The sequence below is a fragment of the Bacillus sp. CH140a_4T genome (assembly GCF_008923725.1).
Taxonomy (GTDB): domain Bacteria; phylum Bacillota; class Bacilli; order Bacillales; family Bacillaceae_G; genus Bacillus_A.
Genome location: NZ_WBPF01000004.1, coordinates 22,409 through 38,006, shown reverse-complemented (window position 1 = coordinate 38,006; position 15,598 = coordinate 22,409). Strand labels below are relative to the sequence as shown.

The 15,598-nt window shown below is 37.8% G+C and carries 17 protein-coding genes; all 17 read right to left on the bottom strand.

Annotated elements, in window-relative coordinates; all coding sequences use genetic code 11:
* Positions 1–12 precede the first annotated feature (12 nt).
* Positions 13–1,632, bottom strand: a complete 1,620-nt coding sequence (locus F8162_RS00855) for a phage tail protein (RefSeq protein WP_151582678.1) — start codon at positions 1,630–1,632, stop codon at positions 13–15.
* 8 nt (positions 1,633–1,640) lie between these two features.
* Positions 1,641–2,480 carry a phage tail family protein gene (locus F8162_RS00850; protein ID WP_151582676.1) on the bottom strand — a complete coding sequence of 280 codons (840 nt, stop codon included), beginning with the start codon at positions 2,478–2,480 and terminating at the stop codon, positions 1,641–1,643.
* Positions 2,481–2,484: 4 nt separating this feature from the next.
* A complete protein-coding gene (locus F8162_RS00845; RefSeq protein ID WP_151582674.1) occupies positions 2,485–5,604 on the bottom strand; it encodes a carbamoyl-phosphate synthase in 3,120 nt (1,039 codons plus the stop codon).
* 19 nt (positions 5,605–5,623) lie between these two features.
* Positions 5,624–5,884, bottom strand: a complete 261-nt coding sequence (locus F8162_RS00840; protein ID WP_151582708.1) for a hypothetical protein — start codon at positions 5,882–5,884, stop codon at positions 5,624–5,626.
* Between the two features lie 53 nt (positions 5,885–5,937).
* Positions 5,938–6,360: a tail assembly chaperone gene (locus F8162_RS00835; protein WP_151582672.1), complete on the bottom strand. Its 423-nt coding sequence runs from the start codon at positions 6,358–6,360 to the stop codon at positions 5,938–5,940.
* 65 nt (positions 6,361–6,425) lie between these two features.
* Positions 6,426–6,902, bottom strand: a complete 477-nt coding sequence (locus tag F8162_RS00830; RefSeq protein WP_151582670.1) for a phage major tail protein, TP901-1 family — start codon at positions 6,900–6,902, stop codon at positions 6,426–6,428.
* Positions 6,903–6,917: 15 nt separating this feature from the next.
* On the bottom strand, positions 6,918–7,319 hold the full coding sequence (locus tag F8162_RS00825; protein ID WP_151582668.1) for a hypothetical protein: 402 nt from the start codon (positions 7,317–7,319) through the stop codon (positions 6,918–6,920).
* Positions 7,320–7,322: 3 nt separating this feature from the next.
* Entirely contained in the window at positions 7,323–7,808 is a 486-nt protein-coding gene (locus tag F8162_RS00820) for an HK97 gp10 family phage protein (protein ID WP_151582666.1), read from the bottom strand.
* A complete protein-coding gene (locus F8162_RS00815) occupies positions 7,793–8,185 on the bottom strand; it encodes a DUF3599 family protein (RefSeq protein ID WP_151582664.1) in 393 nt (130 codons plus the stop codon). Before F8162_RS00815 ends, F8162_RS00820 begins: the two co-directional genes overlap by 16 nt.
* Positions 8,185–8,574, bottom strand: a complete 390-nt coding sequence (locus F8162_RS00810) for a DUF3199 family protein (RefSeq protein WP_151582662.1) — start codon at positions 8,572–8,574, stop codon at positions 8,185–8,187. Before F8162_RS00810 ends, F8162_RS00815 begins: the two co-directional genes overlap by 1 nt.
* 5 nt (positions 8,575–8,579) lie before the next feature.
* Positions 8,580–8,747: a YqbF domain-containing protein gene (locus F8162_RS00805; protein WP_081102038.1), complete on the bottom strand. Its 168-nt coding sequence runs from the start codon at positions 8,745–8,747 to the stop codon at positions 8,580–8,582.
* Between the two features lie 6 nt (positions 8,748–8,753).
* Entirely contained in the window at positions 8,754–9,683 is a 930-nt protein-coding gene (locus tag F8162_RS00800; protein WP_151582660.1) for a phage major capsid protein, read from the bottom strand.
* Positions 9,684–9,704: 21 nt separating this feature from the next.
* Entirely contained in the window at positions 9,705–10,922 is a 1,218-nt protein-coding gene (locus F8162_RS00795) for an XkdF-like putative serine protease domain-containing protein (RefSeq protein ID WP_151582658.1), read from the bottom strand.
* Between the two features lie 49 nt (positions 10,923–10,971).
* Entirely contained in the window at positions 10,972–11,895 is a 924-nt protein-coding gene (locus F8162_RS00790; protein ID WP_151582656.1) for a phage minor head protein, read from the bottom strand.
* Complete coding sequence (locus F8162_RS00785; protein ID WP_151582654.1) at positions 11,882–13,420, bottom strand: phage portal protein; 1,539 nt, start codon at positions 13,418–13,420, stop codon at positions 11,882–11,884. Before F8162_RS00785 ends, F8162_RS00790 begins: the two co-directional genes overlap by 14 nt.
* Positions 13,420–14,739 carry a PBSX family phage terminase large subunit gene (locus F8162_RS00780; protein WP_151582652.1) on the bottom strand — a complete coding sequence of 440 codons (1,320 nt, stop codon included), beginning with the start codon at positions 14,737–14,739 and terminating at the stop codon, positions 13,420–13,422. The genes F8162_RS00785 and F8162_RS00780 overlap by 1 nt, the downstream gene beginning before the upstream one ends.
* Positions 14,711–15,508 carry a phage terminase small subunit gene (terS, locus tag F8162_RS00775; RefSeq protein WP_151582650.1) on the bottom strand — a complete coding sequence of 266 codons (798 nt, stop codon included), beginning with the start codon at positions 15,506–15,508 and terminating at the stop codon, positions 14,711–14,713. Before terS ends, F8162_RS00780 begins: the two co-directional genes overlap by 29 nt.
* Positions 15,509–15,598: the final 90 nt, after the last annotated feature.

Here is a 15,598-nt window from a genome sequence, read left to right as displayed (position 1 = left end):
AATACTTCTCTATTAGCCTTCTAACCAAACACGGAATATCCGCGCGTAGGCTTTCTTTCCTGCTACTTTATTTCTCATTCGTAAATAAAAGGCTTCTAATTCACCATTTGGGACACCCAAATCATATATAAGTTCAACACCATTGTTTTGATTAGGCGGTGATGATTGAGTCGATGTAGCTCTACTTCTTATAGTGCTGCCATCACCATCAACTATCGCAATTTCAACTTCACCGCCAGCTTCGGTGAATATTTGTGCCGCCAATTTAACATATCTTGTTTTATGTTCAAAAGTGTAGAATTGGCAATTATCTAAGACATCATGGGTAGATGTTAACCACCAACCATCTTCTTCCACGTTAATCCCGCGATACGGTGGATAGTGACCTGCAATATCAAAACCATACTGGATAGCACCACCAATAATTGTCGCAAAGCCATCTTCCCTCTCAACACGAATAAGACCACGATGAACATCGAGGCCTCCTGCACCAATATGGACGTATCTATTTTTATCATTAGGATCTATATACCAAACGCCAGTGTTATCAGCAAATGTTTCTGTGGTCATGTACAAGCGTTTTAGCGCTAAGCTTAAATTACCTTCATCATCCATCAACTGTTGGATATCCCTTTGAGTCTGTTGGAATTGAGCTTGAATTGCGCTTGCGGTTCGTAACGTTTTAAAAGTTGATAGTTCAAATGTTGGCGAAATACTATTATTCACTGGGTCATCAATAACCTCAACGATTCGTATCAGAACAGTTACATCCGCCTCTTCATAAAGCATATACACATAGTCGCCATAATCGTATGGATGCATTTGCAAACCATTTTCGTATAAATCTGAAACAGATACATTAAATTTCGTTAGAGGTGTATCGTTTAAATTATTTTTACATGCTTCCAATAAAGAGCTCTCATACTTATAACGATCATCATCAATCGACTTTTGATGAATTTCACCGTATACACTTGCTAGTGGTGATTTATATTCAACAGAAAACTCTGTCTCGTCATCTCTTTTTCCAAACCCTCGAATAACTGTGCAAAAGTTTGACATGTCCGTTTCTTCATTGAAAGTCTGCAAATTATGTCCATATCTAAACTGTGATTCTGTAGTCTTGCCTATCTCATTTTTAAATGTAATAACTTTATTTTTGTTATCAATGGAAAACTCAGCTTTATACCTTTCTAATCCTTTTTGCAGCAATGCAAGCTTAGAATCTCTCCCGACGTTTTCAAAACGTTGTGGGGCAAATGCACCGTTTATAATGTATGTCCATCCACTACCAACAAATAAGAAGTCGCAGAATTGTTTAAAGTTAATGGTTCCGTTCAGTAATTCATATTTATGTTGACTGATAAAATCATCAAGAAATACATGCATTGCATTAATTCTTTTTCCATAGTGTCCTACTTTAGATATACCAAGTACAATATATTCATCGCCTGTTTCGGGAATTGTTACTTTAGAACGTTCACCTAGCAATTTATAAGCATGTGCTGCTTCTGGGGTGTTTAGTTGATAGAAATTAAGAGAGTGTTCTCCATTGACTCTTCGTTTTCTTCTTACTTCCTTGAAGTCGCAAAGCATCTCTGTTTGTCCATTTATTCCTGTGACTAATAACATAACTTCACCTACAAATAATGGAATTGGAAATCAAACTCTACTTCAAAAGCATCTGTTGTGCCAGTTAACACAAAGTCATTCCATCCAGGTTTTAATGTGATTAATCCCCAATTCGTATTTTTAAAAATACTTCCTAGTACATTTCGATATGCTCTGACGCCATCTAAAGTAATAACATCGTTCAATGTCGTTGTAACACCTGTATAATTCCAAATATCACCGGTAGTGTTATTTTTTATAGTCAGATTATTAGATTTGCCTTTGTACTTTATTTTCAAGCCCATAGATCTCGGATCAACGGTTACATCACCAGCATTATAAATTCGAAAAGACGTAGTAGTATGATGATACTTTATATCTTCTGCAATTAAACCTTGTCCAACTTGCCAAAGGTTTGAATCAAAAGTAAAAGGATCTGTAGTTTTTCCAACTGATTCTGCAAATGGTAGTTTTACAGTTACAAAATCAATTTCAAAGAATCCATATTTCCAATTTTGCTCAATGTTATAGGATGCATTGCACTTAACAAGCCATCGCTTACCCGGATTTCGTTGATCTATAATATAAAAAGCTTCTCTACTATCAAACAGACGAAATACCTCATCTCGCAGTAACGCATAATCCCACATATCAACTGCTTTAAAATAAAAGGAACAGTTTATTGTACGTTGACCATAAACTGTTCCTCTATCGATAGTTCCATTTCTATTTTCTACATTCTCAAAGTTATGAACAGGCGATGGTGACTGCGGATTAAAGTCTCTTGTCATGATGCCTAGTTCTTCTAATACATACTTTTTTCCGTTTAATGTTTGCACTGTTGTTCCTAATGTGATTACTTCAGTCATTTCATCACCATCCTCCCTTTTGTCCCATAACAAATGATTGATTTACAATTCGTTTCCCTTGATCCACATCAATTTTATCTCCGATCGCTCTTACTACTTCAGTGCTATCAATAACAATTACATTCTCAATAACAGCAGGAGTAGTATTTTGTACATTATTTAGAGTTTGAGACTCGGTTGTTGACCTGCTTAAAGTTTGTCCACCAAATCCTGAAGTAGACGTCACGTTCGAAATACTAGAAGGTGTTTTATAACCTGCTGAAACCATAGGGATTGAAGGTCCAGATACAGTCCCCATTGAAACATCGCCAAGCACTACTCCTTCTGATAATGTATCAAACGAATCCTTTACCGCTACTGCCATCTCCCTAGCCGCTTTAAAGACTGGATTCTCCATAGAATTGATACCTTTTACTAAACCTTGTCCTACGTAAACCCCCATATCTCTCATGACACGGGAAGGAGAATGGATACCTAAGAAATCTGTTACTGCGCCTTTTACGCTGGAAGCCACGTCTTTAGCAGCTTCCCAAGCCGCACTTGCCATTGAACCAATACCGTTAATTAGTCCTTGGATGATATTCGCACCAATTTCAAATAAATCAACATCCCCTAAAGATTCTAAAAGTTGACTACCTATTTCAACCCCGGAACTAAATACCTCTCCAACTAAACTTATAATTCCATCAATCAGTGCGCCAATTAATTCCACACCAGCAGAAAGTAACTCTGGTAAATGTTGAATTATTGCTTTTAATAGTTCAGCCATAAGTCTAATTCCAGCTGCAACTAACTGAGGAAGTACTTTAATTATCCCGTCTATTAATTTAGTTAATATTTGCACACCTGCATCAATAATTTGCGGTAAATTTTGAACTATAACCTCAGTAAACTTCGTAATTATTTTAATAACCGCATCTACAATCTGAGGAAGCATTTTAATAATCCCGTCTACCAGTTTTATTAAAATTTGCATTCCTGATTCAATAATTTGCGGTAGATTTTGAATAACAACCTCAGTGAATTTAGTGATAATCTGCATCACAGCATCTATAATTTGAGGTAATACTTGCATGATACCTTCAATTAACGAATTTAAAACTTGTATTCCTGCATCAATGATTAATGGTAAATTTTCAACTATTGCATTAAGTAATGTCGTCATTATTTGAATAGCCGCATCAATTAACTGAGGTAAAATTTGAATAATACCATTCACTAAAGCCATTAAAATCTGAATCCCTGCATCTATCAACATAGGAATCATAGGGATTATCGTTTGAATGAACATTGTTATTATTTGAATTGCTGACTGTATAATCATAGGTAACATTTGTGTAATCCCTTGAACAAGTGCGTTTATAATTTGCACCGCTGCTTCAATAATCACTGGCAAAGCTGTTATGATTGCAGTGACAAGTGTTTGTATCAAGGAAATACCAATCGTTATAATCTGCGGTAACAGCGTTGTGATACCTGTTATAAACGTTGTAATGATTTGCAAAACGGCAGCTATAATTTGCGGTAATGCTTGTGTGACCCCTTGCACAATTCCAGTGATTATTTTAATTCCTTGTTCTAAAAAAACAGGTAATTGAGTTGTTACAAAGCTCGTTAATCCTAAAACTAAGTTATTTAGAATTTCTCCAAACTTACTAACCATTTGAGTGCCACCAACACCAGTGGCTTCTGTCATTCTAGCGAACATAGTACTGATCCCAATAATTAAACCTGGGATACCACCAATCAAAATAGCTAATATAGATGGGAATATCGTTTTGAATACTTCGGTTAATCCAGAAAAATCACCATGGAATGCCTGTACAATAGCGTTTTTCATTGAGTTTAATGCTTCTTTGATTTTGTTAACAAAATCATTAATTGCTTGTATTGTTTCGTTACTGAAACCCAGAGATTTCAATAACTGATTACCAGCATCCGCATTACCACTAATGATTTGCCAAAAAGCTTTTATTGTATTTAACGTATTGTTAATAGCATTCCTAAACGGTTCAATGTTTTTGTAAGCATATGCGAAACCTACCGCCAATCCTGATATTGCTGCTGCAAGAGCCCATGCTACAGGACTGGCCATTGCTAATACAAGAACAGCAGGTTTGATAACCATCCATAATGCAGCAAACGCTGCTCTATAACCCATTAATAATCCCATTCCTGCACCCAATGGCAGCAATAGGAGAGTTAAGGCTGGAACAAGCATCATTGTCCCTTGAATGAATTTCGCTAAGGCTGGATGCGCTTCATTAAACGCTATAACCATTTTCGCCATAGCGTTGACGAAATTAAAAATCGGAATCATTAGAGCTGCAAAGGCATCTCTCATCGGCTGTAGTGCTTTCGTTAACGACTCCATCATATTTTTATACGCTTCTGCATATTTAGGGTTCATTTCCATATTAGCTTGATGTAACTTACCATAAAATAGCACAGCACTAATACCAACAACTAAGAAGGCTTGCGTCATCCCCATAATAGATTGGTTAATAATTCGTATCTGATCATTTAGTTGTTTAGCATTTGCGTTCGGACCTAAGAACTCTAAAGCAAGCTGCGCTGCACTACTTCTATTTGCTAACCTTTCCATTGCATTAGTGGCCATTAATGTACCGCGTGATAAGTTATACAATGGATTTCCCATGCGTTGTAAGTTAGCCTGTAGTTTGCTAGACGTAGTAGACATATTGTTCATCATACCGATTGTTTGTAATAAACTCGCTTGCATGAATCTATCATTCGCCATCATTGCATCGTTAGCAGCTTTTTCAGCTGTACCGATTGCATTGACCTGAGAAATTAAATCCTGAGCACTACCGGAATATGTATCCATTCCCATAGCAGCATCCAGATATGCCAATTTCGTCCGTTTTAATTCTTCAATGTGCGGTCTCATAGCTTCCCGTTGTTCAGCTTTTAGTTGCCTTAATCGTTGACTGTATTCACTATTCGCATCACCCATATTTTCGATACTTCGTCGATACTCCCGAGATGTACGGTTTGTCGTTCTAACAAAATCATTTAATTGACTTTGCATAGCCGCCATTTCTCTTCGTATCTGATCTGTTTCAGCTCGAAATTGTACTACTAATTCTTCTTGTGTCGCCAAAATCTCACCTACCTTTCAATCAACCGAAGTTGAGATTTTGTAAGAATTGCATATCTTCCTCAGCCTGTTTTGCGCGATTTTCAATAGATTTTTTCTTCTGTTCATCAGTAACCATTTTAGATCTATCGAATAAATCTTTTGGTTTCATACTCTTCTTTGGATTACTGTGATAAACCGATCGCATCATAAGAGCAAATATGCTATAGGTTTGCAATTCATCTAGATATTGTTCATTTCTCCCCGTCATCATATTTTGAAACTCACGAGGAGTCAGGTTCATTACCTCATTTGGCAATAAACCTAAATACCTAAATCCATCCTGCTGCACCTTGTCTATTTCTTCTCTAGAGAAGTCTGCGGTTCGTCGTCCGTTCCGTACATCTCGTCCGCCATCTCTTTCAGTTCCGGATTCTTCGCTACCAATTGTTTCTTCATTCGTGCTTTTAATTTCTTCGTTGTCGCTTTGTAGAAAAAATTATCTGCTACCACTTCATTAAGAACTTTATCAATGAACTCTTGTGAAATTTTCTCCGCTTCGAATTGTTTTACAATTTCAGTAACAACTTGTTCTCTAGTAATTCCTTCATCTGTATGCAGTAGTCCAAAGTAAACAGCGTCTTCAAACATCTCTAAATCACCCTGCAAACAAGAACCGATAACTTCTTGCGCGCCACCTTTATACTTTTTGTTCAGCTCAGCAATTGCTTTATAATTAAGTTTTAATTCATGTTCTTTCCCATTAATTTCAAAACGCATATATATCAATCTCCTTTTAATTGGATGTTATTTTCGAATTTAAAAAGAGCGGTTTTATACCGCTCTTATGCATTAGCCCCGGCAGGGATTTCAGTTAATGTTTCTTCGCTTACAGTTCCAGAAAGCTTAGCTTCTAAAGCGTAAGTCGCAAATTCACCTGTTGATGCAGTTTTTTCAAAGGAAGTCATCATGTAAGTTCCTTTTTCAGCTTTTAATGTACGTTTGTTTATTTCATAGATTTCAATATACTCTTTATTACGTAGTTTTTTCTTTACTGCATCTACAAATGGATCTCCCTCAGAAACAATACCCTCGAAAGAACGAGTCTCTGTTACTTTTCCGTAATCAGAAATTGTTCTATCCTTTGATTCTGCTTCAATCTCATCTGCTTCAATAGAATGAGATGAATCAGTTTGGTCAAACGGACGAATCAGTTTCGTTTTTAATGGATCGGTAGGGTCGGGGATTACTACCGCGTAAATAAACTCGTCACCGCGGTACATCTTATTTGAAGTAGCGGGCGTTTCAGTAACTTCAGTCATATATGGTCACGCTCCTTAATTTATATAAGTCTGTTGGTATTCAAAAATCATTGTTAATTGAGCAGAACCTACCTCAACTGGAGCGGTAGTCACTCTTCTGATGTAGACATTATCAGTCGACTCACTTCCATCCTCATTACGAAGATTTAATGTGTAACCGCTGCGTCTAATCAAGTTAGCAATTCCATCAGATAGCTCCATTGCTTCCTCTGTTGTTGCATAAAAAAACCTCACTGTCATCGTGTACAGTAAGGTGAATGTATCTTTCGTATTTTTCAAATCATTCGTCGATAAGTGCGGAAAGTATACTGAAGGTATCCTTATTTCTTCTGGAACCTGTTCATGATAAGCAAATGTGCCTGGTGGCAAGTTATCGAAGACAAAAGCCTTCATAGAACCATGTATTTGTGCGTACATACTCTAACCTCCATTTACCCACTGTCTAAATTGGCGGTCAAATGCAGTTTGGAACATGCGCTCATATATAGCGATAGCATTATCCCAGTAAGGACGACCTTCTATGAATTTAGCAGTAAGCATCATCCCAGTAGGTGCATGTGGATCATACTCGAAATTATGACCTTCCCATCTTCCTGGGACGAATCGTCTCACTTGGTGGTGGCCATCATTCACGACCTTAGCGTAAGAGACTGAAGTTCCCACATCAAGTGTTAACCCACCATTAGAAGAGCGCCATACGTTCTCTCCATCACCTTTTGTAAATGAATTTAAGAGAAGGCGAGTATCTACTACACCTAACGAAATGATTTGGTTTTGTACTTCTTCTAGAAATTGAAATCCGCTAGCTTCAAGCCATAAAGCAACGTTCTGATCTAATCCGTTTGCCATACGGTTCAACTTAGCGCTGAACTCGCGGAATCCTCTAGTCGTTATTTGGCTAGCCATGGCTCACTCTTCCTCTCTGCTATGGCTTTTATATGATTAACCTCACCAGTAAGCGGATGCACTACCGGAAAAGGATTACGTATATAGTAAGTGACGTTTGTATTCTTCTTAATCACTTTGTCATTGTGTCTCACGTCTGTATCAGGCATGAATAACACTTTCATTTGCTCTGTATTTAATTGGTTAGGCGACGATTGAATAGTATCAGGAGCAGCAGTTGCTACATTCTCGGCAAAATAGCAACCTTGATCTGCTATATCAGGAGTTTCATTGTAGGAATATACAGTTTCTCCTGGCTGACCGTACTTACCTGGTAGTTCTTTCTTCTGTAAATGATAAATATCACATTCATGGACCATCATCCCTTGTAGAGACATTAAATCGTCCTCATTTTGAATGTGACTTTATTTTTCCCTTTTTGATTCATGAATTTCTGTAGGAGATACAAAACAGAAGGTTTCGTTACACTCGCGCTATCCTTTGTATAAGAATAGTCACCGCCACCAATACTTTCAGATTTAATACCCTTCATTGCAGTTGTATCAGCGTTTGTATAAGCATAATATTGCGCTAACTTCTTGCACGATAACTTCACTTCTGCTGGAACTTCCGGATATTTCGTCTTATCACTAAAATCTATTTTAGAGAGATTATAAATCTCTGTATCTGCCTCAAGTATGTCCTGCTCCAATAAGGAAACAGGACGTTTTTTAACTTCAGGTAATACAGTGTAATCAATTAATTCTTGAGCAGTAATAAGTGGCATACTTATCACTCCTCTCCTTTAGATTTGCTACCTTCTTTTCTAACTTCAAATTGTTCGTTACCATTTAGATAATCATAAGTTTTCTTTGTAACCTTTTCTTCTTGGCCCAATAAAAATAGACGTTCATGGACGTCGTATGTTTTACCAACTATTAACTTAGCGTAATAATTCAAAAGTCATCACTCCTTAACTTTGATAACTTTCGCTACTGCATCTTCCTCTTCAAATTTCGCATCCACTTTAGCAGTTAAAACAATAATGAACTTACGAGCGCGGATATCTTTATCTACTTCAATTCGGATATTTCGGCTCATACCAACTACAATGTTTTTAGGATGAGTTAAGAGAATGTCAGATACAGTATTTGTTTCATCAGTATATGGTTGTAACATCGCAATACCATCTACAGGAACACCATAGGCTGAAGCTAAACCGCCTTGAAGTGAGAAGTCACCAAGGTTTGTTTGTCGTGCTGCAACTTGGTCTTTCCATTCAACTTCTAATCCATGTGAAGTATAGAACTTCCAATCTTTAGGGTTACGAAGGTATTTCGCAGGTACAGCTTTATAAGCTTTCTTAAATACATCTTTAGAGAATGCACCGGCCGCATGATCAATTACATGTGAAGTTGCTTGTTTACGTAATCCATCTAGTAATGTTAAATACGTATCAGCAGAAGATTTGTCACCATTAATAATTAATTCTTCGATATCTAACGCCGCGCGCTCTGCGATCATCTGCATAATAGTATTTTGAAGATTATTACCCTCGATATTATTTTCTAATGTGTCATATGTGATATGAACTTCAGCAATTACTTCTTTTGCATTTAATGTAACTGTGCTAGTTGTTGGCGCAGAACGATCAGAATCTTTTAATGCCGTTCCTTCTACACCAGGACGAAGGATACGATTACCAAATCCCATTTTTTCAATTTTACGTGTATCTGAAGCCATTTGAACAAATCGAGAATCCTTTAAAATCGTAGGAGCACTTTGCACCATACGTAAGAATGTATCAGCTTGCTCAGGGTTCATTAAACCACCACTAGCTAATGTAGCAAGAGTAATGTCTGCTTTTTCAATAATTGTTTTGTTATTAAGTGTCATATATGTTTTCCTCCTTCAGGCTTAAAGTAAGCCATTCCATACAGATTTTTTGACTTCTGTTTTTTTAACAACATCAGTATCTTGTTGATTACTAATACCTTGAGATTTCTTTAATGCTTCGATTTCTTCACGTAATGGCGCCGTAGCTGCTTCTACAGCTTTTTCTACTTTAATATCCTCTTCTGTTTTTCCCTCATCAAGATTAAGATGTTTTTTAACAGAAGCTAGTTCTTCCTTAATTGGACCTACAGCCTTTTCTACTGCAACGGATAATGCTTCTAATTGTTCTTGATTCATACTATCTTCCTCACTTCCTGCGCCTTCTGGTGTGACGCGTGTTTTTAGATTTGTTAATGACTCAATGGCAGAATCAATATCAGCCATGTTTGGAGCACTAATTTTTTTACCTGCTTTTTCAACTTCTTCTGTAAGAGTTACAACAGGTTTGTTCTCCCATGCTTTAACAACCGCTTCTGTGCCCTTCAACTCATTGATAATTTCAACAAATTCTAGCGCGGCTGCTTCAATACGATCTAAGTCGATAGCATCAGCGGTAGGTGCATTCCAAAGGGATTGATAGAAAGTATCTTCTAAAGCGGAGAATGAAGCATTTACATCACGGCGATGTTTGTTCTGGTTAAATTTATCTCTAACCTCACCTTTTTCAACTTTTTCTCCACTAAAAAAGCCCTTCATCAATTGGAAAAAGGACTTAAATTGTTTCTCTTCAGTTTTCGTTACTTCTTCTTCAATCACTTCTGTTTCAGCGACTCCCGCAAGGGAATACCCCGTCATTTTGCCGTCTTTAATATCTTCCCATATCTCATCGGTAGCTTTTGTCACTAGTACCCATGTACCTTTAGTGATCGTTTCACCGTTTATTTCCATATCAACAGGAGCGACATAACTTTCTACTACTTCACCTGCTCCTGCATTAAAGTCATGTTGAGCATCAATGTTACGATACTTAGCAATGAAGTTATGAGCAGATTTTTCAATATCTTCAGCAGTCATGAAATCTCCGTGTGCGTCATGTGTACTTGAATCTTCTGCGCTACCAGGAGAGTATACAATTCCATAAACAAGCTTTTGGTCTTCATCTTCACCTTTGATGATCTTAACTTCTTTTTCGAATGTTGGTTCTTGCTCGCTTTTTGTTAAGAAGAATTTCTTTTTGTTTGCAGCTTTATCTACAATAGAAACAAAGCTTACATCCACGTTTTTTAGTTTTCTTGGCATATGTTCACCTCCTTTCAATAGCAATCCAATTTCTTTTGAGTAACTTTCATCACTTACTCAACTCCTTCAAAGTTTCTTCCCTAATCTTCTGCTTCTCTTCTTCAGATAAGCCTAATATGTTGTTGTCTACTGCCGGCTGAAGAACGCATTTACAACGCACTCTCTCTTTAGCAGATAAAGAGCTATCACGAGGAAACATGCATTTCTCACCAGAGCCAGGTAATTCAAATTCCTCTTCTACAGGAATCGTTGTGCCACTATACTCAACATGATTATCACGCGGTTGATTGTTCTTTGAACCACTATGACGCCACTTCTTCCCAGTGACAGCAGGAGATTGGCGATATGATTCAAATTGAGAAGCGGAGCATGCTGCGAGGACTTCGGTCTGTGCTGTAGTCTTCGCTCTTTTTCGGTCAAATTCCGGTAGTTTCGCAAGTTCTCTCGCAATTTCCTTTATGCCTTTCCCTTTCTCCAACCCATCGTTTAAAATACGTTCTACTGCTTTGTGAGAGTTAATCTTCATGATCTTTCCTAATTCATCAGACCAGCTATCAATCCACTTTGTAGTGCGTTTCGAAAATATATTAAATTGGATATCCGGGTCAATCGCATCCATGAAAGCTTTCGACATGTCCTTCATCGTGTAATTAAGAAACTTCCTCGCTGCTTTGCTCAAGCTTTTAGCAAATGTATCTGCTCCGAATAGGCTACCAGTGACAAAGTCGATAATATCCTTTATCTTGATACCCTTCTCTACAGCATCCTTTTTCGTATAGTTCTTAATTCCATCGATAAAGTATTTTTTCTGCTTCCGAAGCAGTTTAGCAATTTCTTTTTCGAAATCCTCAACATAACCAGGTAACATGTCCAATACCTCTAGATCAGCAGGTAATGAAGCAGTGAAATCGTCAGTATCAGCCTTTTCAATCCACTCATTTAATGAATCCAGTAACTTATCAATCTTCTGCATCTTGCATCGACTCCAGTAAGTCACGTAAGTCTTTCATTACATTGACTAAATCCTCATTTGAATTAGTACCAGCTGACTTCTGTAACTGCTCACTCAAACCTTTATCCCAACCACTCACTTTACGATGACGTTCTAACACTAAAGCAACAGGTTCGTCTGCTTCTGGCATATCGTAATCTGAGAACTCTTTATTTAGCATATTACCAGCAATATTACGTACATCTTGGAATGTTAATCCACCCTTATCAGCAAGCACCTCGATGGTTTTTACCATATCTTCAGTATTACTAATCTCTGATTTACGTAAGTTCACATATACGTGTTTTAATCCGTATGGGAGCAGCAGGACATTATTGATAATAAACTCTAAGTTATTACGCTCAGGCTCAAATACCTGCTCTTCTGTAATCTCGCGTACAGATTCAGCAGTTGCTCTGTTAAAATCACGAATATAACCTACATATACGTCAGGAAGGCGGAATGCTGATTGTACCTTTTGGCGTGACTTCTCGTCGTATTCAAGGAATAGAGCGTCGTTTTGCAGGATATCAGCTAAAGATTTAAGTTCAATATCCACTGGCGTTGGAGTATCACCTACAATGCCTTCCTCAGCACTTTCCACTTGCAGCAAGAGATATTTATGTTGATTATCCTCACCTTCGACGTTCGAAACATAGTCAGTTATGGCTGCTTCACTTTCTTCGGAAAGTATCCCGTTCTTCAGTAAGATAGCCATTGGAATATGTCTGCCTTGCTTAAAATAGCGAAGATTTAACTCCTCTGCCTTCCTAGCTCCTACCATGTGAACAACATGTGATACCCAACGCGGAATGCCATATGGTCCATTTCCGATCTTCAAATGGAGAACTTCAGTAGCGTTTTTATCACCTAAAGAACTATCAGAGAACTTACCAGTTTCTTTATTTAAGAAACGCGGATCTCCAAACTCTTTAAAATAAGTATCTACTGCTCCTACCCGTTGCACATAGCGACGAAACCTCTTCTTGCGTTTGATCTCTTTTCCGCTAATTAAGTACGTAACCTCTTGAGGTTCGTCATCTTTACGAGTCACTAGCATGTACTGCGGTAGCATATTTATCAACTCAGCAGGTTTCCCCTCTAAATTTCGAATAACTTCTATATAACCATTGCCAGTTGTCTCTTTATCATCAATAGCAGTTTCAAGAATCTCCTTAAATGGCTTATCAAAGCTAAATAGCGGGATAATTTCTGTATCTACCAAAGTCCACTCTGCTTTCATTTCAGGAGTTTCCTTGTCATCCTCTAGCTTATATTTCATCTCATGACCAAACCCAGCTATATTACGTTTGTAAGCATCAATACATTGTCCTAGAATTGTGCTATTCTCTCTAATCTGTTGTAGGTCTTCTATTCTATAAGGCGGTTCGATAATATCATTAATGGCATACTTCTCATTCTCACTCTCTTGCTGTCGTGATAGCACCTGAGTACTTGTTCCTGCTGCTTTAATTACCTTCGCACTAACTTTCCTTTTATTCGTCATTAAGCTGCTTCACCTCTTTTCTTTTTCTTCTTTTTACGTAATCCAAATATGATCGTGTTAATAAAGTATCTCGTTTCATCCATGTGGTGGTCATTTTCTTTTAGCGGTTTATCCTCACCACGTTGTATTGCTTTCTCATCCCATATATAAGAAGCAAACTCTTTGAAAGTCTCAACACAACAATCATTGAAGTATGCTCTGCCAGTATTAAGCGCTATGCCAACGTTACCTATTCCCTCTTTTACGTTGTTACGAGCCTTATATACTTTTCTCTTATTACGCATCAATACGGCAATAAATGAAGCAGCAGAAGGGTCAACTACAGTTCCCTTGATTGGCAAATCACCAACGAATTCCTCATAGTCTTCATAGTATTCTTGGTCTGTTTTCTGCTTCTCTGTATCACGGCCGCTATAATGGTACTCCTTGATTTTGTACCAAACTTCTTTGTCGCCATCTTCAATACATTTACCCCATAATCCATACGCCATAGCGTTCTGCGTACCGTAGTCACAGGACACATAATACTCAACGTAATTACGATCAATAGAAGCAGCTTTGTGTACTTCTTCTTTGAACATATCGAACACGAGACCAGAAGCAGCTGCCCATAACCCTAAAATGTACCGTTTGAAGAAAACGCCGCTATATAGCTTGTAATAACGTTTTTTTGTCTTCTTAGAAAGGGATAAGTTATCATCCATAGTAAACTTCAGATGTAGTAAGTTCTTTTCCTTACGCTTATCCAACCACTCTAATTTAAACCAGTGATACGGTCCTGCTGGGTTACAGTTAAACCATATTTTCGAACCTTCTACAGAACAACGACCTGTTGCCTGATCTACGAAACTACGGACCATTAGCGCTACCTCATCAAAGAAGCAGCCGGCAAGTGTAATTCCTTGAATCAAATCCTGGGAACTTTCATCCTTACCACCAAAAACGTAGAAGAAATTTGTTACCCCATCCTTAGTAATGGAGAGCATATTCTCACTGCGGTGATCTTTAACCTTATACCCACGAGACTTCAACATCTTCTTGAGCGGTGTTATAACATTACGACGATGCGAACCAATCGTTTTACCACACATACCGAAGTTCTCACCTTCAAATGACTCCATTGCCCACATAACGTAAGAAAGAGCCATCGATACTGTTTTCCCGGCACGAATAGAACCATCACAAATAATCCCGTCATAATCTTTAACGGGACTGTTAGGTTTCCACCAGGTTAATACCTTCAGCTGCTTCTTGGAGAACGGCTTAAATTTGAATGGAGCAGGTTTCTTTTTACGCTTCGGAATCGTCGTCATGGTCATCCCACACTTCCTCTACCTTACCTTCTAGCGCCTCTTTGAAACCGTCGTCTTCGTACTCATCACCATCTTCACCTTTAATGCGAGCAGTATCAGCTTTAGTTTTCTCAATGTTTGCTTTCATTTGAGTTAATTTCAATCTTCTTTCATCGTCTGCATTAGCTAACTTATCGAATCGCTCAATCATAGCAGATAATGATGTCATTGCTCGTGAGTAAGCAGTAAGTAAGTTGGCTTGCTTATCCCACGCAAACTGAATCATGTAAGCTTCTCCACCTTCAGGCTCGCTAATAATTTCCTTCGACATATCGTCTTTATCACGAACATGCATGATGCGTTGCGAATTAAGAATGTTGAAGTATTGCAACTGGATAGAATTAAACAGCATATCTAATTCCGTATGGTTTTGTATTTCTTCAAGTAATTCCATCGCATGTGGATCATCATTAGGAATTATCTTTTTGAACAAACCATGAGTAGTTGCATTGTCATTTCCTTTTGGTGGACCATGCCCTACAGCATGCTTATTACCATACTTAGGGTTCTTATTACCCGAATTACCCACTGCATTCTTATTACCAATGGGTGCACCTGTTTTCTTGGTTTGGGTGCATCCTTTTTCACCGTTTGGGTGCACCCCTTTTCGATTCCAACCATGCCTTTTTCTCCAGGACTTAATCGTATTAATACTGACATCATATTTCTCAGCCAATTCCTTGTACTTCATTCCTTGCATGTAATCTTCTTGAGCTAACTCGTGTTTTTGTTTCACTTCATATCACCCACCACCTTCTATATTAATAAGAATAAAATCTTCAAATATATTTATCATTTTTCACGTTGACATATGATCTCCTAAATT